Origin of the sequence: Micromonospora globosa (assembly GCF_000717585.1) — a bacterium.
In the GTDB taxonomy this organism is placed as follows: Bacteria; Actinomycetota; Actinomycetes; order Mycobacteriales; family Micromonosporaceae; genus Micromonospora; species Micromonospora aurantiaca.
Genome location: NZ_JNZR01000057.1, coordinates 1 through 25,946, shown reverse-complemented (window position 1 = coordinate 25,946; position 25,946 = coordinate 1). Strand labels below are relative to the sequence as shown.

Below are 25,946 nucleotides of genomic sequence, written 5' to 3'. Positions count from 1 at the left end.
GTGCTGATACAGCGGTCATCAGCGAGGGCCGGGGCGTCCTACTCCAAGCTGGCCATGACATCGGCAGCACACACCCAGACAGTCACCCGACCCTCCGGGTCCACACGGCAAACGACACAGCTCGATGTCCGGTTGCGGGTCCCGACGGGACACCCGGAGCCACCACGGCCGACGTTCGGGGCGTCGCGCCGAGGACGCCGGGGCAGTCCACGATCTTGCGCGCCTCGGCGATGGTCACCGGACGGTGAACCAAGCGTCAGGTGTCGAGGCCTGCGAGGTTGAGGCGTTCGAGCAGGCTGGGCTTGCGGGCGTGCGCCGCCCGCAGCTCGGCCAGCCGGTGCCGGAACCACGAACTGTCCCCGTCGCGTTCGCTGAGGTCGTGCAGGTCGACGAGGAGTTGCACGGCGGTGTCGTACTCGCGCGGTTTCTTCGTGGCGATGAGTTCATCGACCCGTTGCCAGGCGGCGGGTTGGTCGACTGCGAGGGTGTCGAGGTGTCGTTGCCGGGCTGCCGCGGCGGACCGTTCGCGGGAAATCCGGTCGCGTTCGCGTTGCTCGGCGTCCCGTCGTTCCCGTTCGGCGCGCAACTCCGCGGCGGCGGCGAGCAGTTGCCCGGCGGTGCGGGCGGCTGCCGGGGCGGGGGCATCGGTGCGGTGCGCGTCCCGGTAGCGGCGTAGCAATTGGCGGCGCAGGTGGCTTTCGCCGCTGGTGATCAGGTCGGTCAGGATGGCGTCCTTGTCCCGGGCGGGCAGCCCGACGACCCAGGTGCGTAGTTGCGCGGCGGTCGGTTCGCCGGAGGCGGCCGGCGACGACCCAGCCGCCGCAGCCGCAATCAGGTCAGGGTCGATGCGCAGGAACTCGGCGACGGCGGTGAGGGGCGCGTCGAGGGCGCCCATTCCGGCGGGGACGGGCGGTTCGAGCTCGTCGTCGGCGATTTCCTCGGACTGTAAACAGCGCAGCCAGGCCAGGTAGAGCAGGCGCAGATCGCCGGCGGCGAGGCGGGCCCGGACCGGGATGATCGAGGTGAGTAGACCGTGGCCGTCGAGGTCCCACTCGTCGGTGCCGTCCTCGTCCTCGTCGTGGAGGTCGATGATGACGTGCGTGCCGGCGGTCCATGCGGATGCGCTGTCACCCTGGCAGTACTGGGCTGCTGTGGCGGGGTCGAGTACGTGTTTCGGTAGCCGCAGCATGAGCTGGCGGGTGCCCCAGTTCGCTAGGTAGAGGTGCGCGTCGAAGTACCGTTCCATCAGCGTGCGCGGGTTGCCCTTGAAGTTGCCCCACTCGTAGGTGTTGACGAAGCTGGTGGCGGTGATGTCGGCCCGGGTGGACAGCGACCGCAGCTCGGCCCGCTCCCGGCCGGTGAGGGGACGGTCGACGGCGGTGAATTCGTAGTACTGGTACTCGCTCATCGTGGCCTACCTTCCGGTCCAGTGCCGGTAGGCGTCGATCCACGCGGCACCGTCCGGCGCCGGGGTGGGTAGCGGCAGGTCGAGAAGGCCGACACGTTGCCGGTGGCGGCCTCGGGCGCAGACCGCGGCGATGCTGTCCGCGGCCAGCTCGATCTTGCCTATGGTGACCTCGACGCCGAGGAGGGTGGTGGTGAACGGCACCGCCAGATGCTCCTCGATCATGGCGATCAGGCCGGCACGCTGGTCCTCGTGACCGTCCGTGTCGACGGTGGCTTCCTCGATCATCGCCTCCAACGCGGCGGTCCCCTTCGATGCCATCGGCGGAGGATAGCGGACCGGTGTCGGGGTGTTCGGAGCCTGATGCGCGAGGATGGTCGGCATGGGTTCGGTGGCCGAGTTCGTCGATCTTCGGCGGGAGGTGGAGCGGTTACGGGCGGAAAACGCCCGGCTGGCGCGTCTGCTGGAGTTGCGCGGTCAGGACACGTCTGCGGCGCCGGAGCAGTTGTCCACGCCGGTGGAGCCGCCAGGGCTGGTCACCATGGCTTCGCCGACTCGGGACAAGCTGGCGTTGTTCGCTGACCGGTTCCGGGCCCGGGCCGACGTGTACGCCGTGCGGTGGGACAACGCCCGTACCGGCGCTGCCGGGTGGATGCCCGCGGTCGCGGGCGGTTGGCGTAAGGGTATGGACCGGCGGGGTGCCACCTACCTGCCCCGCACGACGGAGGTCGTCGCGGCGCATCTGGTCGGCGACGTGTTCATGGGCCTGTATCCGCTGATGCCCGGCAACACCTGCCACTTCGTCGTGGCCGACTTCGACGGGCCGACGGCGATGCTCGACGCCCTCGCGTACGTGAAGGCGGCACGGGCCAGCGCGGTGCCCGCCGCGTTGGAGATCTCCCAGTCGGGCCGCGGAGCCCACGTGTGGGTTTTCTTCACCGGCGCTGTTCCCGCGGCCATCGCGCGGTCCCTCGGCACCGTCCTTCTCCGTGAGGCGATGGTGCTGCGCGGGTCGATGGACCTCCGCTCGTACGACCGGCTGTTCCCCAACCAGGACGTGCTGCCCGAGGGTGGCTTCGGCAACCTCATCGCCGCGCCGCTTCAGGGTCGCCGCCGCAAGGACGGACTGACCACCTTCCTCGACCTCGGCACCCTTGAGCCGTACGCCGACCAGTGGGCGTTCCTGTCGACGCTGGATCGGCTCAGCCCCGGCGAAGCCGAACACGTCGCCCGGCAGGCCAAACACGCCCTCACCGGCGCCGATGTCGCCACGATGGGCCGGTCCGCCGCGACCCAGGTCCATCCACCGCTGCCTCTGGTGGTCCACGCGGAAGCCGGTGCCAGGCTGAGCCTCGACGCCGGCCAGCTCACCCCTGCCGCGCTGGCGACGTTCAAACATGCCGCCGCCATGGCCAACCCGAAATTCTACGAGCTGCAGCGGCTACGTAAGTCCACCTGGGACACCCCACGCTTCATCCAGGGCTACGACCTCACCCTCGATGATCGCCTGGTGCTCCCGCGGGGACTGCGGCACACCATCGCCACGATCGTCGAGCGCGCCGGGTCGCGGCTGGCCGTCACGGACGCACGAAACTCCGGGACCGAGATCGACGCCTCGTTCACCGCCGAACTCACCAGCAGGCAAGCCAACGCGGTCGGCGCTCTGCTCGCCCACGACGACGGAATCCTGGTCGCTCCACCCGGCTCCGGCAAGACCGTCATGGCCTGCGCCGTGATCGCCGAACGCAGCACCTCCACCCTGGTTCTCGTCGACCGCAAAGCCCTAGCCGACCAGTGGCGCACCCGCGTCGAGCAGTTCCTCAGCATCAAGCCCGGTCAACTTGGCGGCGGCCGACGCAAGCTCACCGGCACCGTGGACATCGCGCTGCTGCCCTCCCTCGCCCGGCGCGACGACGTCGCCAACCTGACCCAGGGGTACGGGCACGTCATCGTCGACGAATGCCACCACCTCGGCGCCGCAGCCTACGAGCACTCGGTCAAACGGATCGCCGCGCAGTTCTGGCTCGGCCTCACCGCCACCCCCACCCGACGCGACGGCCTCGGCCAACTCGTCACCTGGCAGCTCGGCCCCGTCCGCCACACCCTGACCGACGAGGAACAAGGCACCCTCGCCGCAGCGATGCACACCGACGCCGGACCCCGTCGAGCGCTGTTCATCCACGAGACCACATTCCAGCCCGGCGACATCGACCTTGACGCGCCCGGCGCGCTCGCCGAGGTCCATCGAAGACTCGCCGTCGACGAGTCACGCAACGCTCGGATCGCCGATGACGTCGTCGCGGCTCTGACCCGCGGCCGCAACTGTCTCGTCCTGACCCGACGGGTCGCCCAGGTCGAGACCCTCACCGCCCTGCTCGCCGCACGCGGACACCAGGCGCTCGTGCTCCGGGGCGCGATGAGCACCCGCGAACGGCGGACCGTCGTTGACCGGCTCGACGGCGCCAAGGCCGGCGACGGCCTGCTCGTCATCGGCACCACACCGTTCATCGGTGAAGGCTTCGACGCCCCCGCCCTCGACACCCTCTTCCTCGCCGGCCCGATCTCCTACGACGGCCTACTCGTCCAATGCGCCGGCCGCGTCATCCGCGCCGCACCCGGCAAGGACCTCGCCGAGGTCCACGACTACCACGACCCAACCTCACCCATCCTCGCCTCCTCACTCCCACGCCGCATGCCCGGATACCGGGCACTCGGCTTCACGCGCACATGAGTGCATCCGATCGCGATCCCCATGGCTGGTCCCGCCGGCTATGGGGTGTGACCAGACCAACGACCAACCTCAGCCGGCGCAGGACGTCACCCCAGCCGCCGGCGGACTACCGACCCTACGGCGACCGGCGGCCCTACGTAGTGGCCGAAACCCTTGCCGAACTGCACGGCCCGACCGGAGGCACGGTGATGCTTCCGCGTCATCTCGACTGGTCCGGGCACGCCGAGTACGACCTTGCCCGGCCCGCACGGCTGACCAGCATGTACAAGGTGGTACTCACCGAAGCCAGCATCGTCGAGGACCTGAACACCTGGCTCGACGCCGACCTCCTCCGGCGGCTCTGGCCCACCCTCTGGCTGCCATCCCAGCTCCGCCGGCGCTGGGAGGACACCTTCCCCGAACTCGCCATCACCCGCAACAACGTGACATAGCGGTAGACCCTTGCAAGAACGCCCCAGAGGCCGCGCAAATCGAACACCGAGCCGCCGCATTTCGAACGCATCTTTACCGCAAATCGAATGCGAAGGCCCTCGCAGATCGAAACCTTACTGGCTATCATGATGTCGTGCCGACACCGCACCTGATTCCACGTCGGGCCGCCGCGCAGGTCGACGCCGCGCTGACCGACACCCGCGTCGTCCTGATCAGCGGAGCACGCCAGACAGGCAAGAGCACGCTGGTCCGCATCGTCGCCGGCGATCGTCTCGCCGAGCGCCGCGATCTTGATCGGGCTCAGGACCGGGCGGCGGCGATCGCCGATCCAGTCGGGTTCGTGGACTCCTCCGAGCTCTTGGTCATCGACGAGATCCAGCGCGCTCCGGAGCTCCTGTTGGCCATCAAGGCCGCCGTCGACGAGGATCCCCGTCCCGGTCGGTACCTGCTCACCGGATCGTCTCGGCTGTTCGGAATGGTGGCTGCGCCGGACGCGCTGCCCGGCCGGATGGAAACGGTCGAGCTCTGGCCATTCTCCCAAGGCGAACTCGACGGAGCACTGGACGGATTCATCGACGCCGTCTTCACGCTCGGCCCGGACCTGCGACACGAGTCGGACGTGACCCGCGCCGACTACGCGGCCAGGATCGTGCGCGGCGGCCTACCCGAGGCCACCACCCGCACCGACCCACGCCGCCGCCAACGATTCCTCGACGCCTACGTCCAGGCGCTCATCGACCGCGACGTCCGGCAGCTGTCCGACATCCAGCACAAGGGCGAGCTACGCAAACTGGTACGCCTCCTCGCGGCCAGGTCCGCGACCGTCATCGCCGCCAACTCCCTCGAATCCGCCCTCGGACTGAGCCGGCCGACGATCGCCCGCTACCTCCAGGCGCTGGAAGAGATCTTCCTGGTCAAACGGATTCCCGGCTGGTCCCGCAACATCGGCACCCGCGCCACCGCCGCGCCAAAGCTGATCTTCGTCGACTCGGGCATCGCCGCCAACGAGACCGCGACCGACGCCCGGGCACTGCTCCGGCCGGGAGCACCGTTCGGCCCGCTGCTCGAATCATTCGTCCTGTCCGAACTCTCCCGCCAGCTCACCTGGTCCGAGCAGCCCGTCGACCTGTCCCACTACCGCGACCAGAGCAGGTACGAAGTCGACGCGGTGCTCGAGAACCGAGCTGGTCAAGTGGTCGGGATCGAAGTCAAAGCAGCCACCACCGTCGGACCCGACGACTTCCGCGGACTACGCCGACTCGCCGACCGCCTCGGCGACGACTTCCTCGCCGGCATCGTCCTCTATACCGGATCGTCCACGCTGCCGTTCGGCGAAAGACTCCGCGCCATGCCGGTCAGCGCCCTATGGCAGGTTTCCGCCTCGACAGCAGACTGACCTCGCTCGCAGGCCGCTCCTCAGCCGTCATGGGAGTGGGCATGCCTCAGCCGGGCGGGGGCGGTGGTGTGGCGGCCACGAGCAGGGTGAGGTCCCGGACCAGGTCGTCCAGGGACTGCCCGGTCTGGGCGCGGACCAGCCCGAGGGTGAGGTCGGCGAGCAGGTAGAAGCCGAGGGTGCGGGCCTGGTCGGTGTCGAACGAGGCGAGCAGCGCCTCGGCGCCGGCGAGGTCACCGCGGTGGCGGGCGGCGATGACCCCGGCGGCGCGTTGCACGAGGTCGGCGGCGACCGGATGCGGGCCGGTCACGCCGGTCAGAGCTTCGGGGCGGCGGCGCGGGCGGCGTCGAAGCGGGTGATCACGTCCGACCAGTTGACCAGGTTCCACAGCCGGTCGACGTAGTCCGGACGCACGTTGCGGTACTGCAGGTAGTAGGCGTGCTCCCAGGCGTCGAAGACCAGCAGCGGGGTGGAGCCCTGCCCGACGTTGCCGTGGTGGTCGTAGACCTGCTCCACGATGAGCCGCTGCCCGAGCGGCTCCCACGCGAGGACGCCCCAGCCCGAGCCCTGCACGCTCTTCGTCGCCGCGGACAACTGACCGACGAAGCTGTCGAACGAGCCGAAGTGCTCCTCGATCGCCGCCGCCAGCTCGCCGTCGGGACGGTCACCGCCGTCCGGGGACAGGTTGTTCCAGAAGATCGAGTGCAGCACATGGCCGGAGAGGTTGAACGCGAACGTCTTCTCCAACCCGACCAGCGCGGCGAAGTCACCCTTGTCGCGAGCCTCGGCCAGCTGCTCCAAGGCGTCGTTGCTGCCCTTGACGTACGCGGCATGGTGCTTGCTGTGGTGCAGCTCGAGGATCTCGCCGGACATCGCCGGCTCCAGCGCACCGTAGTCGTACGGCATGTCGGGCAGAGAGTAGACGGCCACCAGCAAGCTCCTCACACCATCGTCGGCAACGTGAGCTGGGCGGGAACCCCGGCGGTGGTTCAGATCATCGCGTTGCCGGAGCACCCGCCCACTGCTGCCAGCATTGCGTAGTTGCCACGCTTTGGCAATAAGCATGCCCAGGGTGGGGCGCAGCACGTCGCAGGAAACCGATACGGCGGTCGATGGGAAAGTGGAGCTGGAGTCTCTACGCGAGTTCGCATGGCGCCAGTTCTCCTGATCTTGGTTGTTTGGGCTGGTAGGGGGTCTTGTCGCGAATGCAGGCCCAGAGGACGTTGAGGCGTTGTCTGGACAGGGCGGCGGTGGCCTGGCGGTGGGTTTTACCTTCGGCTCTCTTCTTGTCGTAGTAGGCGCGGGATCTTGGGCAGTGGGTCAGGGCGGTGAAGCTGGACATGCTGAACACCCGACGCAGACCCCGGTGGTAGCGGTGCGGCCGGACCTGGTGCCCCTGCCTGCGTCCGGAGTCGCGGGAGATCGGCGCGAGCCCGGCGTGGGCGGCGAGCGCCGCGGCGCTGGGGTAGGTGGTGAGGGTGCCGGCGTGGGCGAGGAACTCGGCGGCGAGGGTGGTGCCGATGCCGGGCAGGCTGGTGACGATCTCTCCCAGCTCGTGCTCGGCGACGATGCCGGCGATGGTTTCCTCGATGGCGGTGATCCGGTCGTTGACCGCTTCCAGGTCGGTGGCCATCTGCGCCACGATCCCAGCTGCGGTGGCCTCTCCGGCGACGGCGACGGTCTGCGTCCGCGCGGCGGTGACAACTTTGGCGGCCAGTGTCCTGGCGGCCCGGACGCCGTGCTGGCGTAGGTAGGCCAGGATGCGGGCTTCGCCGGCGCGGCGCAGCCCGGCGGGGGTCTGCCACTGGGCGAGGAGCCGCAGCGCGCCCTTGCTGCGCAGGTTCAGCGCCTTCTCGAGCGCGGGGCTGATCATGGCCAGCAGGTCCTGGATGCGGGCGGTGATGCGGACCCGGTCGGCGACCAGGTCGAGGCGGCGGGAGACGAGCAGCTTCAACTGCTGCTGCACCCCGTCCGCGAGGGTGAGGGTTGGTAGATCGGCGCGCATGCGCAGGGTCTGGGCGATGACGTAGGCGTCGTGGGCGTCGGTCTTGCGTTCGCCGTGGAACGCCTCCGCCATCCGGGAGGTGACCGTGCCGCTGACGTAGCGCACGTCCGCCCCGCGCTCGAACAGGACCGCCAGCAGCAGCGACGCGGGTCCGCCTCGCAGGTCGACGGCCCAGCGGATCGGCTTGCGGCGCTTACCGAGCCGTCCGGCGATGTCGGAGATGGATTGTTGGTCGTTGGGGATCTTCTCGGACACCACGACGGTGCCGTCGTCGTCGACGACGCACACGTGGTGGTGGGTCTTGCCGACGTCGACGCCGGCCCACAGGCTGCCCACCGGGCATCACCCTCTTCGGTTGTCTGATCAAGGGGCGTGGACCCGCCGCGGTTGTGCTGATACAGCGGTCATCAGCGAGGGCCGGGGCGTCCTACTCCAAGCTGGCCATGACATCGGCAGCACACACCCAGACAGTCACCCGACCCTCCGGGCCCACATCAGCAAACGACACAATTCGATGTCTGGTTGCGGGTCCGGACGGACTTCTGGGGTCTGCTGCCGTCGGCGTCGGCTGTCGGGGCGTCACGCCGGTACGCCGCGGCGGCCTGAGGACCTCACCCGCCCTTTGGCGATCGCGGCCGGGCCCAGTAGCGAGTCCGTGCTCTGCGGTAGCCGGTCCGGCCCGGGGGCGAGGTGACCCTGAGTGGGAAGCTGGGTGACACCCCTCAGCCCGTTCGCGGAAGAACGTCGGCATGGCTGGGCGTAAGGGCACCCGGCGCTGTCGTCCTACTCGACCCCCCGGGCCGATGACGCGCACGTCATCGAAGATCGACGTTCTGCACCTCGCGCAGCCGCGCCGCCGGTCCCGTCGGTCCGGTCGGCTCGACGGGTGACGCGGATTCTCCGGCCGGCCGGGCGTTGCGCCCCACGCGGTGCAGGTGGCGCAGCGCCTGGCGATACGAGTCGAGCAGGCCGGTTTCGACGTAGGGCAGGTCGTGCTCGCGGCAGAAGGCGCGGACGATCGGCCGGGCGTGGCGCAGTGCGGCGCGGGGCATGCTGGGGAACAGGTGGTGTTCGATCTGGTGGTTCAGGCCGCCGAGCAGGAAGTCGGTCAGCCGGTTGCCGCGGACGTTGCGGGAGGTGAGGACCTGGCGGCGGAGGAAGTCCACCTCCTCGTCCGCGCCGAGGATCGGCATGCCCTTGTGGTTGGGGGCGAAGGCACATCCCAGGTACAGCCCGAAGAGGCCCTGCTGCACGACGACGAAGGCCAACGCGCGCAGCGGGGACAGCACCACGAAGACCGCGGTGAGGTATGCGGCGGCGTGCAGCCCGAGCAGCAGCGCCTCCCGGCCACGCCCCCGGTAGGTGGACCGGGACAACGCACGGACGCTGGCCACGTGCAGGGCCACGCCTTCGAGCAGCAGCATCGGGAAGAACAGGAGCCGCTGGTGGCGGGCGAGCAGCCGTCCCGCGCCGCGCCGCCGGTCGGCCTGCGCCCTGGTGAACGCGAGAGCTTCGCCCGCGATGTCGGGGTCGCGGCCCTCGGTGTTGGGGTGGGCGTGATGGCGGTGGTGCTTGTCGACCCACCAGCCGAAAGCGAGCCCGATGGCCAGGTTGCCGTACACCAGCCCGACCAGGTGGTTGGCGCGCCGGGACCGGAAGATCTGCCGGTGGCCGGCGTCGTGGCCGAGGAAACCGCTCTGGGTGAAGACCACGGCGAGGTACGCGGCGGTGACCAGTTGCCACCACGAGTCCCCCACCAGGACGAAGATCGTCCAGCCCGCGGTGACCAGCGCGGCGTTGACGGCGATCATGACCAGGTAGTAGGTCGGGCGCCGCTCCAGCAGACCCGCCCGGCGCACCCGGCTCAACAGTTCGGCGTAGTCGCTGCCGCGACGGCGCTGCGACCCCGGCGGCGCCGCTGAGATGGTCTGGTCGATGGTGCTCATGGATCCTCCCGGCATGGACGCTCAGCGCGTCGCCGGGGTCCGGGGCGAACGCCCCCAGCCTACTCCGCCGCCTGCGCGGCAGGGCGGTACGGCGATCGTGCCATCGCATCGAGGAGCGCGGCCACCGACACGGTGGCGAAACCGACCCGGGCGTCGCTGGCCCCGTACGGAAACCACAGTTCGCCGGCGTGGACGAGCCCGCCGCAGGAGTAGACGACGTTGGGTACGTATCCGTCCCGGTCGGCCACGTCGGGTGACAGGAGCGCGCCGGGGAGCCGCGCGAGGACCCGTTCCGGTCGGTGCAGGTCGAGCAGGAGCGCGCCGATGGCGTAGCGGCGCATCGGTCCGACGCCGTGGGTGAGCACGAGCCAGCCGGCGTCGGTTTCGATGGGGGATCCGCAGTTGCCGACCTGGATCAGTTCCCAACTGTCCTGCGGGGCGTGCAGCGGCATCGGTTCCTGCCACCGGTTCTCGCCGTCCAGGCGGGTCAGGCCGATGGTCTCGCCGTCGGCGCGGCACAGGGCGAGGTGCCGGCCGCCGACGGTACGGGGGAACAGCGCGACGCCCTTGTTGCGGACGCCCGGCCCGCGCATCGGGGTGCTCTCGAATCGGCGCAGGTCGGTGCTGGCCAGCGCGCGGGTGGCGATGTGCCGTCCGTCGTAGGCGGTGTAGGTGGCCCGGTAGACGGGTCCGGATTCGTCGGTGAACCTGACGACCCGGGCGTCCTCCATGCCGTTGCTCTCCGCCGGAACGGCCGGCCAGAGTACCCGTTGGTGCAGGGCGGTGTCGGTGGGGAAGGTCGTGGCGTAACTGGCGGCGTTGGTGCGGCGTATGTGTTCGAGGGTGTCCGGTCCGGTGCTGCGGGAGAGCAGGTCCGGTGGCAGCTCGCCGAGCACCCGCGCGAAGGTGGCTTCGTCGTACCGCTCGGGTAGGGCGTCCAGCACGGTGGCGGTGATCTCGTTGTCGCAGTCCACCTCGGTCAGGCCGGCGGCGAGGAGGTCCCGGCGGTGGCGTACGGCAATCCGCCGCCCGAGCACCGGCGGGCCGGACCGGTCGGCGACGGTGAGCCGGCGCCCGGGTCCGAGGACCGCGGTGGCGAATCCGATGGACGACAGGTGTCCCTCGCCGATCTGGCGCAGGCTGATCGCGGCCCGCAGCTGCCCGGCGTCCAGACCGGCCTGGTCCGGGTGGGCCATCATCGACGGGTTGCACAGCGCGGCGGCCTCGACCGCGTACTCGTGGCTGAAGTAGGCGCCGATCAGGAGTCGGGTGGTGGGGGGTAGGTCGCGGGCCCGGGCGATGCGGTGCCGAACGAGGTCGTAGTGGTGGTGGAACGTACCGTCCAGGTCGCGGTGCCGGCTGCCGAAGCGGTCGAAGGTGTCCCGCAGCAGCCGGCCGGTCTCCTCGTCGTCGAGGTGCGCGACGCGGGCGATGAGCGCCGCCGCGCGGCTGCGTACCAGGGCGGCGTCCTCACCCGGGACGAAGAGCTTGACGACGACCCGGCGTGGATCCGGGGCGAGGGTCACGCCGTGCCGGACGGCCAGGGTCCCGGTCACGACCACCGCCGGGCGTGCTGGAGGGTGGAGATCAGTGCGAGGGTGGATTCGGCGCCCTGGTTGAGGTTGGGTCCGTGCGCGGTCAGCCCGTCGTAGCCGCCGCCGGTCGCCGGATCCCACATCCGCGTGCCGACGTCGTTGTCGCCGAGGAACCACCCCACCGCCTGCCGCACCCCGGCTTCCCAGCCGGGGTCGCCGGTGACGTCGGCGGCGGTGGCGCAGGCGTCGGCGAACGCGGCGGCCTCGATCGGCTGCTGGTCGTGGCGGCGCCGCAGTGCACCGCCTTCCCAACCGCCGGCGGGTACGACCGACAGGTGCCCGTCGCGGAGTTGGAGGTCGCGCAGCCAGGTGAGCATCCGCAGGCCGTCGTCGAGGGGTGGGCCGTCGTGGCGCAGTTGGCTGGCGGCGATGACGACCTCCGCGAGGGCCGCGTTGGCATAGGTCAGCCGTGGCTGTGGCCAGGGCCAGCGCGGGTCGGATCCGGGGGTGCCGATGGTGGTGGCCGCGTCCGCCAGCAGTGCGGCCGCAGCGGCGTGGGCCGGGTGGCGGCGCAGCACCTCGACCGCGCCGAGTCCGGCGAAGGCCATCGCGTGCGGGGTCGGGGCGCGTCGGGTGGCACCCCGGCTGAAGGCGACGAGCGCCTCCTCGCGGATCCAGGGCGCGGGGCTGCGGGCGGCGGCGGTGCCGAGTCCCCACAGCGCGCGACCCCACCAGTCGCCGAGCCCGGGCTCGTCGGCCCAGCGTCGGTCGTGGCCGAGCCGGTTGCGGAAGGCGCCCCGGGTGTCCTGCGCGTGGGTGAGGAACGCGAGGTAGCGCTCGGCCAGCCGGAGCACCTCCTCCGCGGGCTCCGGCTCGCGGCTGATGACGACCAGGCCGCGGGCGACGTCGTCGGTGCAGTAGCCGTGCTCGCGGCGGACGATGGCGTGCCGGGAGTGCTCGAACAGGCCGGTGTCGTCACTCAACCGGCTCAGGTGCGCGAAGCTCGGCCGGGGCGTCGGATGTCGGCGGCCGCTGCCCGGCAGGCTGGACAGCCCGGTGGTCGCGGTCACGCCGACGCCGCGCTGACCGCGGGACGGCGGGCGGCGACGAGCCGCTCGGCGAGCGCGGCGTAGCGGGCCGCCACCGCGGGCCAGCGCAGGTCCGCGGCCAGCGGCCGGACTCGGCCGGCCAGCCGCGCGCCCAGGCCCGGTTCGGTCAGGATCCGCCGGATCGCGTCGGCCAGCGCCGCCGGGTCCTGATGGGGTACGACCAGACCCGGGCCGCCGGTGAGCAGCTCGACGGCGTGCGGGAAGGCCGTGGCCACGACGGGCACCCCAGCGGCCACCGCCTCGATGAGCACCCCCGAGGTGACCTGTTCGCGGGAGTCGTAGGGCAGCACGACCACGTCGGCGGAGCGGATCAGCCGGCCGAGGTTGGCCTGATCGTGGTAGACGTTCTGGTAGTCCACGGCGTGCGCGACGCCCAGCTGCGCGCCGAGCCGGTGCAGTCCCGCCCGGTACGCCTCCCCCTGGTGCTCGATCACCTTCGGGTGCGTCCGGCCGGCGACCGTGTAGGTGGGGGTCGGTTCGAGGTCCTGCAACCGGGCGAGGGCCCGCAGCGACCACTCGACGCCCTTGCCGGGGCCGAGCAGTCCCCAGGTCAGCAGGTGGGGCCGGGCGCGGCGGTCCGCGGGAAGGCCGACCTGCTCAGCGGCGCCGTGCGGGATGACCGTCACCTTGTCCGGACGTACGGTGTAGCCGACGAGCAGCCGGTCGCGCGCCGTGTCGGTCATCGTGACGACCGCTGCGGCGGCGGTGACGATCTGCTCCAGCAGGGACTTCTGCCGGGCGGTGGGACGGCGGAGCACGGTGTGCAGGACCACGATGCTCGGTACGGTGAGCCGGCGCAGCAGCGGCAGGACGTCCTCGCCGTCGGCGCCGGGGTAGATCCCGTACTCGTGTTGGACGACGGCCACGTCGAAGGCGTTCAGGGCCGTCGCGGCGTCCCGCCAGCCGGCCTGGGTACGGCTCGACCAGGTGTGCACGACGCCGGGTCCGGCCCGCAGGTCGTCGCCGCGGTCGGTGACCCGGACGATGCCGCCGCGCGTACCGTCGGCGGTCAGCTGGGCGGCGAGGGCGGAGTTGAAGGTGGCCAGTCCGCACCGGGTCGGTGGGTGGGTGCTGAGGAATCCGTAGCTGAGCATGGGTGTCGGGCCTTCCGGTTGTCGGCCGCCTCGAAGGGCGGGGACGGCCTCACGCGGTGTCGGCGCACGCCGGCCAGCGTGTGTGACCGGCGGAACGGGTTCGTGTGCGGTGATCGGGTTCAGCGGTGCGATCGGCGGATGAGGTGGTCGTAGACCGCCAGGTAGTCGGTGACCATCCGGTCCGCCCCGAAGCACTGCCCGGCCCGGGTCCGACAGGCGGCCCGGTCCAGCCCGGCAGCCCGGGCGACGGCGTCGACGGCCTGCTCGACGGTCCGCGCGAGGAACCCCGTCACCCCTTCGTCGACGACCTCCGGCATGGACCCCCGCGCGTACGCGACGACCGGCGTGCCGCAGACCATCGACTCCACCACCGACAGCCCGAACGGCTCGTCGAAGGCAATCGGGTGCAGCAGCGCGGTGCTCGCGCCCAGCACCTCGGCACGGCGGTGCGGGCCGACCGAGCCGAGGAAGACGACCTGGTCGCCGTCGATGTGCGGGGCCACCTGTTCGGCGAAGTACCGCTCGTCCTGCACGATGCCGCAGATGGTCAGCGGCCGGCCGGCGCGGCGGGCGATCTCGATGGCCGTGTGGGTGCCCTTGTCGGGATGAATGCGGCCGAAGGCGGCCAGCCCGGGGCCGGCGTCGCGGGTGAACGGCAGCCCGGTGAGGTCGACGCCGTGGTGCACCGTGGCGACGTAGTCGAGCTCGGCGCTGCGGTCGGCGTCGGAGATCGACACGTACGACGAGCGGGCCCGGGCGTACGCGGGGAGGATCCCCGCGCCGGAGAAGCCGTGCACGGTGGTGAGCAGCGGAGCGCGGCAGTGCTCGGCGAAGGCCAGCGGCAGCCAGTCGAGGTGGCTGTGGACCAGGTCGAACTCTCCGGAGCGGGCCATCGTGTGGGAGACGTGCATCGCCTCCCACACCCGACCGTCCAGGTCCGGATCGTCGGCGTACCCCCGGGGGCACACGCCGTCGAGGTCGGCGGAGGTGACGGAGTCGAGCGTCGCGAAGAGGGTCACGTCCACGCCACGGGTGACCAGCCCTTCGGCGAGCAGACCGGTCACCTGCTCCCAGGGGCCGTAGTGGTGCGGGGGTGTGCGCCAGGCGACCGGACCGAGCAGGGCAACCCTCACGGGGACGGCGCGTCGGCGAGGTCGGCCGGATCCAGACGCAGGGTGGCGAGCAGCCCCACGTGTTTGGCAGGGTCCATCCGCTCCGGCAGCTCCCGCTCGACCCACTCGGCTCTGGTCTGCTGTCCGCGCTCGCGCAGCGCGGCAACGATCCGGTGTCTGGCGATCCTCATCGTCTATCCCCTCGATCAGTCGTTCGGGACGGTCATGGTCAGCGGTCAGCGAACGTCGTGACGAGCACCAGCGGCAGAAGCAGGACGGCCACCAGGAGGAACACCCGCAGGCGAAGTGCGCGGACGTCGAGGGCCCGCCTGACCCGCCCTCCGAACGTCGAGGGGGTGGATGTCCCGCTGACCGGCGGCGACGACCCGGCAGCGGCGATCGGACGAACGACCACGTCATCGTCTCCTGGTGCTCTCGACGATTCGGCCTGACTGCTTGAGCGGTCCGGCCGGCGAACGGTCAGCGGAGCATCCCGGCTCTCAGTTGGGCCAGCGAACGCTTCAGCAGCCGGGAGACGTGCATCTGGGACAGCCCGACCCGGGTGGCGATCTGCGCCTGGGTCAGGTCGCCGTAGAACCGCATGGTCAGGATCCGACGTTCACGTGCGGGAAGCGCCGCGAGGAGCAGTCCGAGGGTGAGGTGGTCGTCCACGGCTGCGTATGCCGGGTCGGCGGCGCCGATGAGCGCGAGATGCTCGATGCCGTCGGTCCCGGGCCGTAGCTCGTTCAGCGACGGCAGGCGATAGACCTCGGAGGCGGCGACGGCGGCCCCGAGTTGGGCCACGGTCACCTCCAGGTGGTCGGCGAGCTCTCCGTCAGTCGGTTGACGACCGCGTTGCTGCCCGAGCTCGCCCCGGGCTTCGGGCACCCGGGCGCTCAGTTCCTGCGCTGCGCGCGGCACCCGGATCGCCCAGGCCGTGTCGCGGAAGTGCCGCCGGATGCCGCCGAGGATGGTCGGGATGGCGTAGCTGGCGAACGGCACGCCCTGGTTGGTGTCGTACCCGTCAACGGCTCTGATCAGGCCGACCGCGCCGACCTGAGCCAGGTCCTCGTAGGACTCCCCGCGGCCGGTGTAGCGGCGGGCGAGTCGACCCGCCATCGGCAGGTTCGCCTCGATGATCCTGGTCCGCAGCAGCGCCCGGTCGGGATCGTCGGCGTTCAGGGCTGCGCGTCGACGCAACAGTTGTTCGCTGTCCCCGATAGCCGGGCTCAGCGTCGGAGGGGAGGAAACGGCTGTGGGTGTCACGGCGGAGGTGACCATGGGTTCCAACGCCCCTAACGGGCTGGTGGCGGCGAGACTGGCGGCCACCGGGGACCCGGGCGACACCGCTACCGTACGCCTTCATCCCCCCGACCGACACCCGGACGGGCTCTGGGAAGCGCACTCGGGTGTCGAACCCGGTCGTCAGCCGGACCGGTGGGTGACCGGCCCCGTGGCGAGCTGCTCGGAGCCGTCGACGATCGCCTGGGACAGCTCGGACAGTCGCCGGTTGCGGCTGCGGGCGCCGTCGCGCAGTAACGCGAAGGCTTGGCCCACGTCCACCTGCAGGCGTTCGGCGAGAACGCCCTTGGCCTGCTCGATCAGGACTCGGCTGTTCAGGGCGGTCTGCAGCTGCTCGGTGAGGATGTCACGCCGGTGGATGGCGCGGTGTTGCAACAGTCCGATGGTGGCCACATCGGCGAGCGCCTGACCGATGCGGAGCTTGTCCTCGTCGAGGGCCCCCGGCCGGACGTCGAAGAGGTTCAGCGCGCCGATCACCTCGGAGCGCAGGCGCATGGGCAGGGCGTGCACCGCGGCGAAGCCGACCTCGGCCGCGGCGGCGGTGAACCTCGGCCATCGGGCCGTGGTCAGGGTCAGGTCGGCGACCGACACCGGCTGCCCGGTACGGAAGCAGTCGAGGCAGGGCCCCTGGTCGGTCTGGAGCTGGAACAGCTCCAGCAGTCGGGTGCGTTCGGAGGAGGCGGCGACCACCTGCAGCGTGTCCCGCTGGTCGGTCAGGAGCAGCCCGGCCGCCGACACACCCAGCAGCTCGACACACCTCTCGGTCAGCACGTGCAGGAACTCGATCACGTCGAAGTCGTCGACGAGAGTGTCGGCCATCTCCACGAAAACGTCGGCCAGCGAGGTCTCGGCCATGTCAGTCACCTCGTCTATCTGTGTCTCCGCCGGTCGCCCGACGGGATGGTCCGTAACGCGCCGTCCTGGCACCGATCCCCTGTTCACCCATTTCGGCCACCAGGTGTCCCGGTCGGGCCGAGACGCAGGCGGCGGGCGACGACGTCGGCTGCCACGTCCCGGAGGCGCCGGTCCCGGGAGTACGCGTAGGCGCGCAACCGGACGAGCGCCACCGCCGCCGTCACTCGCAACTGGACCGTGATCATGCCGGTCGCCTGGTGCACCTCGGGGTGGTGCAGGCCGGTCCCCTCGGGCCACTGATCGTCCTGGTCCACCCCGTGGCGCGTCGCGTCGTCCAGCAGCACCGCGCATGCCGTGTCCGCCAGGACCAGTGCGTCGGCCAGTTGCTCCGCCCCGAGGTCACCGGCACCGACCCGGTAGAGGTCCAGGACACCGAGGCGGATCCCGCCCACCCGTAGTGGCAACGCGAATACCGCACCGGCCCCGGCGAGCACCGCCGCCGGCGCGAACACCGGCCAGCGGTTCCGGCACTCCGGCACGGTCAGATCGGCGACCAGGACAGGTCCACCGGTGGTCGCGTCCACGCACGGCCCCTCACCGAGGGTGAGGGTCAGGTCTTCCAGTTCCGACGCGGTCTGGTCCGTGGCGTACACCACTTCGCGCGGCGTGGCGTCGAGGACCACCGCGACGGCGGCGGAGTCCAGGCCCGCGACCGAGACCGCGACCGCGCAGACATGATCGACCGCGACGGTTCCGCCCCGGGCGGCATCGACGAGAACAGCCCACAGCCGCAGCCGTCGATCGACGTTCACCGGATCGCCGCGCCCCGGGTTGTCCTTGCCCACTGCCGACTCCGACCCGGATCAGTCGAACGGACGCGCTGTCATACCGCGCCGAGGTCCCGGGCGACGATCACACCGTACTCCCGCGTGACGCCACGGCGCGACCGGCGACCCACCGGACCCGCGGACGGCTCCGGCGGCTGACGAGCCGGTCGCGGAGGCGTACGCTTGCGGTGTCGCTCGGGACCCCGGTGGCTGACAGTCCGCCGCTGGCGGACGCACCCCACCGATCGAGGTCACCGTGCCGGCCATTAACCGCACCGCATGCACCCGTCAGGCCGCCAAATCTCCGTCGAACTCCCGGCCCGGCACCTCCCCCGCAGCGGCACGTCGGACCGCGACGGCCCGTCGCAGGCCCACCATCATCCAGGCGCGCCTACGGACCACGACGTCCGGGCGCGCGACATGCTCGTCGGAAGGCGGCGGTTCGTGATGACCGCACCCCGGAACAGCCATGTTCGATCCTTCTCGCAAGGCGCCCGTGGCGGCACCGATGCTTCTCGCGCAGTGCCCCCGCGGCGGCCGGTGAAGCGCTCACGAATCGGCGGCGTGTGGGTCGCTGCCGTGGTGTTCGCCTTCGTGCTCCTGCTGCTCCTGATCTTCGTGCTGCAGAACGGGCAACGTGCCGAGGTGTCGTTCCTCGGCGCTCACGGCACCCTGCCGATGGGGGTGGCGCTGCTGCTGGCCGCGGTCTTCGGGGTCCTGCTCGTCGCCCTGCCCGGCACCGCCCGGATCGTGCAGTTGAGGATGCTCGGCCGTCCCGGCACGCGGCCCGGCGGCCCGGCCGGGTCCGGTCCGACTCCTCCGTCGACGACCGGCATCGCTCGCGTCCCGCTGCCGCCCCGCCCGACCCGGGAGGACGGATGAGCCATGTCCGTCACCACGCGACGATTCGCCACGACCCCCGGGTCGGCGGTGTCCTCGCCTCGGCTGGTCCTCGCCCCGGTCCGGGCTCGGGCGGTCCTGGACGGCGGATGGTGGCCGCGGTCCTGGGACCCGGGCGCCGAACTCCCCGGTCTCGTCCTCGCCCTGTCCGAACGCCATGGCCGGATCCGGCATCTCATGCTCAACCTCCGCACCTGGGACAGTAGATTCCGCCGGTTGACCGTCGGACCGGACGTGGTCCGGATCGGCTGGTTCGACACCCTCGACCCCGCCCTGCTGGTCGCCACCACCGGCCGCGACATCCAGGTCGACCTGCTGGTGGTGCCGCCCGCCACGCCACGCGCGACAGCCGAGTGGGCGATGGCGACCGCCGCCGACCCGACCAACCTCAGGCGCGCGCCCGACATCCTGGCCGGCGCACCGGTGGGGCCCCGAGCCGCGGCGGCGACCGGCTCCGCCGAGGACGCGGTGTGGGACAACGAAGGGGGCAGCACCGCTTCGATCGGCCGCCGCCCCGCCAATGACTTCTCCACCACCCCTCCCCGGACCGGAGTGCCCGCATGAACGTTCTGCAGCCAGCCATCGCGGTCGCGCTCGTGGCGGTCGGCGTCATCGGTCTCGGCACCGCCGCCCGAGCGGTGCGGGTCGTCCAGCAGTACGAGCGCGGGGTGGTGTTCCGCTTCGGTCGGGTGCGCGACGGTAGCCGTGGCCCGGGCCTCACCCTGATCGTCCCCGGGGTCGACCGGCTGGTGAAGGTCAATCTCCAGATCACCACCATGAGCGTGCCCGCTCAGGACGGCATCACGCGCGACAACGTCTCCGTACGCGTCGACGCGGTCGTGTACTTCCGCGTCGTGGACCCGGTCAAGGCGCTGGTGAACGTGCAGAACTACCTGTACGCCGTCTCCCAGGTCGCGCAGACCTCGCTGCGCGCGGTGATCGGCCGCGCCGACCTCGACGAGCTGCTCTCCGACCGGGACAAGCTCAATGCCGAACTCACCGGCATCATCGACACACCCACCGAGGGTCCGTGGGGTGTCAAGGTCGAGCGCGTCGAGGTCAAGGACGTCGCGCTGCCGGAATCGATGAAACGCTCCATGTCACGTCAGGCCGAGGCCGAGCGTGAACGCCGCGCCCGGGTCATCGCCGCCGACGGTGAGTACCAGGCCGCCGAGAAGCTCGCCCTGGCAGCCGCCACCATGGCCGCCGATCCCGCCGCCCTGCAACTGCGACTGTTGCAGACGGTGGTGGAGGTCGCCGCGGAGAAGAACAGCACCCTCGTCATGCCGTTCCCCGTCGAACTGCTGCGGTTCCTCGACCACGCGACGCCCCCGCCGGCGCCGGTCGTCGCGACCCGTCCCCGGGCAGCGGAGACAGCGACGATGCCGGATGTCCGGCGGATCCTTCCCGAATCCGAGCCCACGACGGCCGCGGTGCCGGTGGGCTGACCGACAGGAACGGCTGCTCGGCCCGGTGACCGCGTGTGTCACCGGGCCGAGGCCCGTCGGCAGCCGGTCATCCGGTGGTGGGTGGAACAGACGTGTCCAGCAGTGCCGGCGGCTCGCCGTCCAGCGCGGCGATCAGTTCGCGACCGACGAGTTCGTCGTATCCGGCGTCGAGGGGCGAGGTGCGGCCATCGATCTCGCGAAGTCGTTCCGCGGCCCGGCGATCGGCGATGGCCGTCACCCACGCGAGACCATCGACCTGACCGGCGGCGCACCTCGGCGCAAGCTGCCACACCTCGACGAACACCGCCCGGGTCACCGCGACGGCGACCGACGGGCGGCGCACCACCTCACACACCTGGATGAAGACAACGCGGACGAGACGGCGGTAGAGGCGACCGAAGGCGGCCCGGTCACGGTCGGCGACCCGCTTGACGAGGTCGTTCACCGATTCTGGACCGGGGACGACGTAGACAGGGGAAACAGGCATCCGATGCTCCTGGTGGTGTGCCTGCGGCTGAGGCACCACCAGGGACCAGGGCGGCCGTTCCGCCCCACCCTACGCCATCGCGGCGGCCATCGAAGGTGGTCCTCAGCCACAGTTGACCGACCGCCGTGGAGGCGGTGCACCGGCACCGCCCGCGACATCCCTCTCGGGTCGTCGCGGGCGGCGCCGGTGCCGGGTTGCCGCGCCGCGCACTGAGCGCACGGCGCGTGCCCGGTCACCGTGCCCGGCTGCGACGAGAACCTCGAAGCGGCTGGGCACGATGGCTCCTGGAGGCGGGATCAGGGCGTCCCCCAGTCGCTCCCGACCTCGTCGACCGTCCGGTCCGTCGACGGAACGATCACCACCGGGCACGACGCGTGCTGTACGCAGTGCTGGCTGACCGAGCCGAGCAGCATCCCGGCGAAGGCTCCGTGTCCCCGGCTGCCCACCACCAGCAACTGCGCCCCGTCCGCGGCGTCCAGCAGCACCTGAGCCGGATGCCCGCGTACCACGTGGGTGGTGAACCGGACTGGAGCACCGCCGCTGGCCACGTCCGTGACCGCCTCCACCAGCATCTTCTCGGTGATCGCCGCGATGCTCACATCCTCGAACACCGCGGGCGACCACCCGTACGCGAATGCGTACTCCGCCGGGTCGTGCCACGCGCCCACCACGTCGACCCGTGCGTTGCTCAGCTCCGCCTGGGTCGCCGCCCATCGCAGGGCGATCCGTGAGCCCGGTGATCCGTCGACTCCGACCACGATGCGCCGGTCGTGCTCCTCGGCCTGGTCCGTCATGTCGAGCTCCTCTCGGAAGGCTGTCACCTGACGTCGTCTACTTCAGCCAACCGGTGCGTCGCACCAGCGGGATCCGGGCCCAGAAGGTGCCCAGACCGAGGGTGTTGCCGGCACCCGACAGGGCCAGGACGACCAGCACGGCGGCGTAGACGAGGTGGTCGTCCATGAACGGATTGTTCGCCGGGGGGAGGACGACGGTCCACATCATCAGGGTCAGGAGTGCGCCGGCGCCGGCCGCCAGCCGCATCGCGACGCCCAGGAGCAACGCGACGCCGATGGCGAGCAGGGCGCCCATGAACAGGACATCGGTCAGGGCGACGCCGGCGATCGAGTGGTAGAAACCGGCGAACGGGCCCGTCGTCGCGGATCCCAGGAATCCCTTCGTCGGGCTTCCTCCGTTGACCCAGGACTTGGCGGCGGTCGTGTCATGCCCCAGGCCGAACGCCTTGTCCAGGAACGCCCACAGGAATATCCACCCCAGCGCGAGGCGGATGCCCGCGAGCAGGTACCGCACCGTGGCGTTGACCCGCGGGTCGCCCCTGGTCGCTGCCCTCGCCACGGCTCCACCGGCTCGGTCCGGCCCGACACCCACCGACTCGGCGCCGGGCCGGTGTGCGGAGGCGTCCGGTACCAGCAGCGCCAACCCGGCGGCCGGCACGGCGTTCCGTAATGCTGCATTGTGGTTCCTGGCGATGTAGGCCATCGCACTCACATTCCTTGTTCTGCTCGTCACGCGGTGCCGCGGCCTGCTGGACACGGGTGGGTCGGTGCCGGCACAACATCCGATGCGACGGACGACGTGGCCTCGGCACCTGGCGGGAAAGCCGCTGGACGTCGGTCTCGACATCGAGCGGACCGGAGGCGGCGGCGGGGGGTCAGCCACCGGGGACCCGAGCGACATCCTCACCATACGCGCTGCCGTGCGAAAGGGCGGCGGGAGAATCGGCGGCACCAGGCATCACCGGTACCGGTCCGCTGGTCTTCGTCACCGGTCCCACGGGGGCGTAGGCTCAACGTGTCGCCCGGGCCCCCGGTGGCTGTCCCACCCACCGCAAGGCCGGCCCTTCCTGACGGTTACCGGTCCGATGACGGGCCACTCCCCGGCCGGAAGACAACCCTCAGCGGACGCGGTGCCACCCCTCCCCTCTCCTCGCCCACGCGGGCCCCTTGCGACCAGCCGGTACCGGTGACCGCGCGAGAAGGCCCGAGAAGGGACCTCGTCGTGCCCACGCAGACTCACCCCACCGGCAGTGGATCCATGACCCAGGCGCTGGTCGACGCGGCCACCGTCGCGGGCCACGCGCCGTCGATCCTCAACACCCAGCCATGGCGGTGGCGGATCGCCCGGAACCGGCTGGACCTCTTCATCGACCACGACCGGGTCCTCGACATCAGCGACCCCGACGCCCTGCTCGCCACGCTGAGCTGCGGAGCCGCGCTGCACCACGCCCGGATCGGCCTGGCCGCGCAGGGCTGGCACGTCACCGTCACCCGGATGCCCGACCCGGCCGACCCCGGCCATCTGGCGCGACTGCGCGTCGACGGGCGGGCACCCGTCGAGCTCCAGGCCGTCCGCCGTACGCACACCATCCGGCTCCGGCGCACCGACCGCCGTCCCGTCACCGGCCTTCCGGTCGGGTCCGACGATCTCGGGGCGATCAGCGCGGCGGCACGGGCTGAAGCGACGTTGCTGCACGTCCTGCGACCCGATCAGGTGGTGGATCTCGCCGCCGCGACGAGCCATGCCCAGGAGACAGAGACCGCCGAGCCGGCGTGGCAGGCGGAGCTGGCGTACTGGACCGGCGGCTCCCGGCCGGCGGGCACCGGCATTCCCGACACCGCGATTCCGCTCCATGCGCCGCAGACGACCGTGCCCGGGCGCGACTTCGGCCACCACGGCGACCTGCCCATCAGCACCAGACACGACCACAACGCCACCTACGCGGTGCTCTACGGCCGCGCCGACCAGCCGATGGACTGGCTACGAGCGGGCGAGGCCCTGTCGACGGCCTGGCTCACCGCGACCGAACTCGGCGTGTCCGTACTCCCGATCAGCGCCCCCGTCGAGGTAGCCGACAGCCGGCAGACCATCCGGCGGCTGGTAGCCAACCTCGGACACCCGTACCTGGTGCTGCGCTTCGGCATGCTCGACACCGACGACCCGGGACCGGCGCACGCACCGCGACTGCCGGCCGACCAGACCATCGACCCACCTGCGCCGGCGGACTTCCGCTCCGGCACGGCTCCGGTCGGAAGACCAATCAACCGGAAGGGCGACGGTCGGCATGAACCCACGTCACCACTGACACCCCGCTAACCAGTACCGGCTCGACCACCGCACCTCCGGACAACGGCTGGCCGACTCGGTCACCTCGATCTTCGGCTCCTGGCGATTCATCATCATCCAGACCGGCATCGTGGTCGCCTGGATAGCCGCCAATGTCGTCGCCGTGCTGCACCGCTGGGACCCCTACCCGTTCATCCTGCTCAACCTGCTCTTCTCCACCCAGGCCGCCTACGCCGCCCCACTGATCCTGCTGAGCCAGAACCGCTAGGCCGACACCGACCGGGTGAAGGCCGAACACGACTACCAGGTCAACCAGCTCGCCCTGCAATACCTCATCGCCTGGCACCGCGACGCGCACGGCGACACCTGCGACTGCGTACGGCGGGCCGAACCGGTCGTCCGCGGCATACTCACCAAGCTTGCTCGGGATCTATGACGCGGTTCGGGTGTCACTGGGACGAGGGGGCCGCCGCCTTCGCCGGCCAGCGGACGGACGCCACCGACGCGCTGTTGATGGCCGCCGCACGTACGGCGGCCTCGCCGCCGCTGATCGGGCGCGGCCTGTCCAACACGGAGCTGGCCGAGCACCTCGGCCTCAGCCTGGCACCGTGAAGACGCACGTCGGGCGGCTGTTGAGCAAGCTGGCGGTACGTGATCGGGCGCAACTGGTCGTCGTCGCCTACGGACGGGCCTGGTCGGACCGGGCAGCCCACGCTGAGCGCATCGCCCCTCCATGGGAGGAGAGGCCAAGCGTGCTGGGCCTAGCGTAGTAGGCTGACGGGCATGGGACGGTTCTCCGAGGATGAGCTGCACGCGGTTGTCTCCCGGTACGAGGCGACGCGGACGCAGGCATTGACCGAGCGGGACGAACAGCTACGGGCGTTCCACGCGGCCGGGTGGCGGCCGGTGGATCTGCAGCGGGTCACCGGGTACAGCCGGGAGACGATCCGTCAGGCGCTACGACCGGAAGTCCGGCGGGCGACCAACATCAGCCGGCGCAGGACATCGCCTCAGCCGCCGGCGGACTACCGGCCCTACGGTGACCGGAGGCCCTACGTGGTGGCCGAAACCCTTACCGCGCTGCGTGGCCCGACCGAAGGCACGGTGACGCTTCCGCGTCATCTCGACTGGTCCGGGCACGCCGAGTACGACCTTGACCGGCCCGCACGCCTGGCCAGCATGTACAAGGTGGTGCTCACCGAAGCCAGCACCGTCGAGGACCTCAATGCCTGGCTCGACGCTGACCTCCTCCGACGGCTCTGGCCCACCCTGTGGCTGCCACCCCAGCTCCGCCAGCGCTGGGAGGACGCCTTCCCCGAACTCGCCGCCACCCGCAGCGATGCGGCGTAGCGGTGGACCCCTTCCACGAACGCCTCGCCCGTACCGGACTCGCGGCAGCCGATCGATACGGCTTCGCGCTGGCCGGCGGTTACGCGGTCCAGGCCGCCGGGTTGCTGGAGCGGCCCAGCGAGGACGTCGACCTGTTCACCGCCTGGGACCGCCGGCAGGAGTTCACCGCTGCGGTCACCGCCGTCGTGCACGCCTACCGAGACGACGGCCTCACCGTCGAGACCGAGCGCCAGTACGACACATTCGCCCGGCTGGCCGTCACCGACGGCGTCCGGGTCTCCAGGGTCGAACTCGGCTGTGGACTGGCGCGCCAACGAACCGATCCTCATGGCGATCGGACCGGTACTGCACCCCGACGACGCGGTCGCGAACAAGATGAGCGCACTCTACGGTCGAGCGTTCGCCCGTGACTTCATCGACATCGACGCCACGCTCCGATCCGGCCGCTACACCCGCCAAGCCCTCCTCACCCTCGTGCAGCGCGCCGACCGCGGTTTCGACCCGCGCGTCTTCGCCGACGCGCTAGGGCAAGCCACCCTGCTCGATCCTGACGACTTCGCCAGTACGGTATCGCCGGTCCAGCGCTGGACAATCTCCGAAGCCGATTCGCCGAATGGCGCCGCGAACTACTCAACGAGGAGGAACCCCCGCGACCCGACGGCTCCGCCAGCTGATCCCGCAGCGCCCGGTAAGGAGGAATCCCAGTAGGAAGCCGCCGCCGATCACCGGCCGCGACGGTGCTCCGTTGGTGCTCGGCGAAACAGTCACCTCCGCCGCGCCACACGCATCGCGGACACCGACGACGGTCTCCGTTCTCTACGCTGCTCCCATGGCAGCGTGTCCCGAGCTGACCAGGCCGGCCCCCCACGTGGGGTCCGGTCACGGTCTCTCCGGGGCAACCCCGGGGACGAACCACTCACCTCGGCACCACACC

At 71.0% G+C, this 25,946-nt stretch carries 28 protein-coding genes and 2 pseudogenes; 12 read left to right on the top strand and 18 right to left on the bottom strand.

The features are described 5' to 3' along the window. Positions 1-256 precede the first annotated feature (256 nt). Both IF06_RS0131010 and IF06_RS0131005 read right to left on the bottom strand, forming a co-directional pair. Positions 257-1,408, bottom strand: a complete 1,152-nt coding sequence (locus IF06_RS0131010; RefSeq protein WP_030275284.1) for a hypothetical protein — start codon at positions 1,406-1,408, stop codon at positions 257-259. A 6-nt stretch (positions 1,409-1,414) separates the two neighbouring features. Beyond that, positions 1,415-1,726 (bottom strand): hypothetical protein, encoded by a 312-nt coding sequence (locus tag IF06_RS0131005; protein ID WP_030275282.1) that lies wholly within the window; start codon positions 1,724-1,726, stop codon positions 1,415-1,417. A gap of 61 nt (positions 1,727-1,787) precedes the next feature. Here IF06_RS0131005 and IF06_RS0131000 point away from each other — a divergent pair, with 61 nt between their 5' ends. From IF06_RS0131000 to IF06_RS0130990, 3 genes and pseudogenes are all read left to right on the top strand, one after another. Next, complete coding sequence (locus tag IF06_RS0131000) at positions 1,788-4,136, top strand: DEAD/DEAH box helicase (protein ID WP_030275280.1); 2,349 nt, start codon at positions 1,788-1,790, stop codon at positions 4,134-4,136. Between the two features lie 53 nt (positions 4,137-4,189). Beyond that, a pseudogene (locus IF06_RS34575) lies at positions 4,190-4,567 on the top strand (hypothetical protein); the annotation flags it as partial. 134 nt (positions 4,568-4,701) lie between these two features. Further along, on the top strand, positions 4,702-5,964 hold the full coding sequence (locus IF06_RS0130990) for an ATP-binding protein (RefSeq protein ID WP_030275277.1): 1,263 nt from the start codon (positions 4,702-4,704) through the stop codon (positions 5,962-5,964). Positions 5,965-6,010: 46 nt separating this feature from the next. On the opposite strand, the gene IF06_RS0130985 is transcribed toward IF06_RS0130990, so the two are convergent. From IF06_RS0130985 to IF06_RS0130925, 13 genes are all read right to left on the bottom strand, one after another. Then, positions 6,011-6,271, bottom strand: a complete 261-nt coding sequence (locus IF06_RS0130985) for a hypothetical protein (RefSeq protein ID WP_030275275.1) — start codon at positions 6,269-6,271, stop codon at positions 6,011-6,013. A 5-nt stretch (positions 6,272-6,276) separates the two neighbouring features. Then, a complete protein-coding gene (locus IF06_RS0130980; RefSeq protein WP_030275273.1) occupies positions 6,277-6,891 on the bottom strand; it encodes a superoxide dismutase in 615 nt (204 codons plus the stop codon). Between the two features lie 205 nt (positions 6,892-7,096). Continuing rightward, positions 7,097-8,302, bottom strand: coding sequence for an IS110 family transposase (locus tag IF06_RS0130975; RefSeq protein WP_030275271.1), 1,206 nt, complete (start codon positions 8,300-8,302; stop codon positions 7,097-7,099). A gap of 479 nt (positions 8,303-8,781) precedes the next feature. Beyond that, positions 8,782-9,903, bottom strand: a complete 1,122-nt coding sequence (locus IF06_RS0130970; RefSeq protein ID WP_370013462.1) for a fatty acid desaturase family protein — start codon at positions 9,901-9,903, stop codon at positions 8,782-8,784. Positions 9,904-9,971: 68 nt separating this feature from the next. Next, positions 9,972-11,468 (bottom strand): glycoside hydrolase family 130 protein, encoded by a 1,497-nt coding sequence (locus IF06_RS0130965; protein WP_052166245.1) that lies wholly within the window; start codon positions 11,466-11,468, stop codon positions 9,972-9,974. Continuing rightward, positions 11,465-12,517, bottom strand: coding sequence for a glycosyltransferase (locus IF06_RS0130960; RefSeq protein WP_084588880.1), 1,053 nt, complete (start codon positions 12,515-12,517; stop codon positions 11,465-11,467). Before IF06_RS0130960 ends, IF06_RS0130965 begins: the two co-directional genes overlap by 4 nt. Beyond that, entirely contained in the window at positions 12,514-13,650 is a 1,137-nt protein-coding gene (locus tag IF06_RS0130955) for a glycosyltransferase (protein ID WP_030275263.1), read from the bottom strand. Before IF06_RS0130955 ends, IF06_RS0130960 begins: the two co-directional genes overlap by 4 nt. Positions 13,651-13,769: 119 nt before the next feature. After that, entirely contained in the window at positions 13,770-14,783 is a 1,014-nt protein-coding gene (locus IF06_RS0130950; protein WP_030275261.1) for a glycosyltransferase family 4 protein, read from the bottom strand. Then, a complete protein-coding gene (locus tag IF06_RS34115; protein ID WP_192900180.1) occupies positions 14,780-14,953 on the bottom strand; it encodes a hypothetical protein in 174 nt (57 codons plus the stop codon). The genes IF06_RS0130950 and IF06_RS34115 overlap by 4 nt, the downstream gene beginning before the upstream one ends. A gap of 38 nt (positions 14,954-14,991) precedes the next feature. After that, positions 14,992-15,177 carry a hypothetical protein gene (locus tag IF06_RS0130940; RefSeq protein ID WP_030275259.1) on the bottom strand — a complete coding sequence of 62 codons (186 nt, stop codon included), beginning with the start codon at positions 15,175-15,177 and terminating at the stop codon, positions 14,992-14,994. A 65-nt stretch (positions 15,178-15,242) separates the two neighbouring features. Then, a complete protein-coding gene (locus tag IF06_RS0130935) occupies positions 15,243-16,043 on the bottom strand; it encodes a SigB/SigF/SigG family RNA polymerase sigma factor (RefSeq protein ID WP_084588879.1) in 801 nt (266 codons plus the stop codon). Positions 16,044-16,187: 144 nt separating this feature from the next. Beyond that, positions 16,188-16,919, bottom strand: coding sequence for a GAF and ANTAR domain-containing protein (locus IF06_RS0130930; protein WP_030275255.1), 732 nt, complete (start codon positions 16,917-16,919; stop codon positions 16,188-16,190). A gap of 83 nt (positions 16,920-17,002) precedes the next feature. After that, positions 17,003-17,764 carry a GAF and ANTAR domain-containing protein gene (locus IF06_RS0130925; RefSeq protein WP_052166241.1) on the bottom strand — a complete coding sequence of 254 codons (762 nt, stop codon included), beginning with the start codon at positions 17,762-17,764 and terminating at the stop codon, positions 17,003-17,005. 546 nt (positions 17,765-18,310) lie between these two features. Between IF06_RS0130925 and IF06_RS33455 the strand changes: the two genes are divergently transcribed. From IF06_RS33455 to IF06_RS0130910, 3 genes are read left to right on the top strand one after another with little or no spacing between them, the layout of a single operon-like run. Further along, positions 18,311-18,628, top strand: a complete 318-nt coding sequence (locus IF06_RS33455; RefSeq protein ID WP_198039703.1) for a LapA family protein — start codon at positions 18,311-18,313, stop codon at positions 18,626-18,628. 3 nt (positions 18,629-18,631) lie between these two features. Further along, positions 18,632-19,210 (top strand): DUF5994 family protein, encoded by a 579-nt coding sequence (locus IF06_RS0130915; RefSeq protein WP_052166240.1) that lies wholly within the window; start codon positions 18,632-18,634, stop codon positions 19,208-19,210. Next, positions 19,207-20,094: an SPFH domain-containing protein gene (locus IF06_RS0130910; RefSeq protein WP_084588877.1), complete on the top strand. Its 888-nt coding sequence runs from the start codon at positions 19,207-19,209 to the stop codon at positions 20,092-20,094. The genes IF06_RS0130915 and IF06_RS0130910 overlap by 4 nt, the downstream gene beginning before the upstream one ends. A gap of 67 nt (positions 20,095-20,161) precedes the next feature. Here IF06_RS0130910 and IF06_RS32595 read toward each other — a convergent pair whose 3' ends face one another. The 3 genes from IF06_RS32595 to IF06_RS0130895 form a co-directional block, all read right to left on the bottom strand. Further along, positions 20,162-20,581 (bottom strand): hypothetical protein, encoded by a 420-nt coding sequence (locus IF06_RS32595; protein WP_157551558.1) that lies wholly within the window; start codon positions 20,579-20,581, stop codon positions 20,162-20,164. A 296-nt stretch (positions 20,582-20,877) separates the two neighbouring features. Then, a complete protein-coding gene (locus IF06_RS0130900; protein WP_052166238.1) occupies positions 20,878-21,375 on the bottom strand; it encodes a universal stress protein in 498 nt (165 codons plus the stop codon). A 37-nt stretch (positions 21,376-21,412) separates the two neighbouring features. Beyond that, the gene (locus IF06_RS0130895) at positions 21,413-21,934 is read right to left on the bottom strand and encodes a hypothetical protein (RefSeq protein ID WP_420063448.1); all 522 of its coding nucleotides are present in this window, start codon (positions 21,932-21,934) and stop codon (positions 21,413-21,415) included. Between the two features lie 663 nt (positions 21,935-22,597). On the opposite strand from IF06_RS0130895, the gene IF06_RS0130890 reads away from it, so the two are divergent. From IF06_RS0130890 to IF06_RS34895, 6 genes and pseudogenes are all read left to right on the top strand, one after another. Continuing rightward, on the top strand, positions 22,598-23,692 hold the full coding sequence (locus IF06_RS0130890) for an Acg family FMN-binding oxidoreductase (protein ID WP_232236817.1): 1,095 nt from the start codon (positions 22,598-22,600) through the stop codon (positions 23,690-23,692). A gap of 37 nt (positions 23,693-23,729) precedes the next feature. Next, a complete protein-coding gene (locus tag IF06_RS33450; RefSeq protein WP_084588876.1) occupies positions 23,730-23,930 on the top strand; it encodes a DUF1003 domain-containing protein in 201 nt (66 codons plus the stop codon). A 15-nt stretch (positions 23,931-23,945) separates the two neighbouring features. Then, complete coding sequence (locus IF06_RS33760; protein ID WP_157551556.1) at positions 23,946-24,098, top strand: hypothetical protein; 153 nt, start codon at positions 23,946-23,948, stop codon at positions 24,096-24,098. After that, complete coding sequence (locus tag IF06_RS34900; RefSeq protein WP_030275235.1) at positions 24,095-24,274, top strand: hypothetical protein; 180 nt, start codon at positions 24,095-24,097, stop codon at positions 24,272-24,274. The genes IF06_RS33760 and IF06_RS34900 overlap by 4 nt, the downstream gene beginning before the upstream one ends. 171 nt (positions 24,275-24,445) lie before the next feature. Next, on the top strand, positions 24,446-25,012 hold the full coding sequence (locus IF06_RS0130870; protein ID WP_030275232.1) for a hypothetical protein: 567 nt from the start codon (positions 24,446-24,448) through the stop codon (positions 25,010-25,012). Positions 25,013-25,014: 2 nt separating this feature from the next. Then, positions 25,015-25,686 (top strand): annotated as a pseudogene (locus IF06_RS34895) (nucleotidyl transferase AbiEii/AbiGii toxin family protein). The last annotated feature ends 260 nt before the right edge of the window (positions 25,687-25,946 follow it).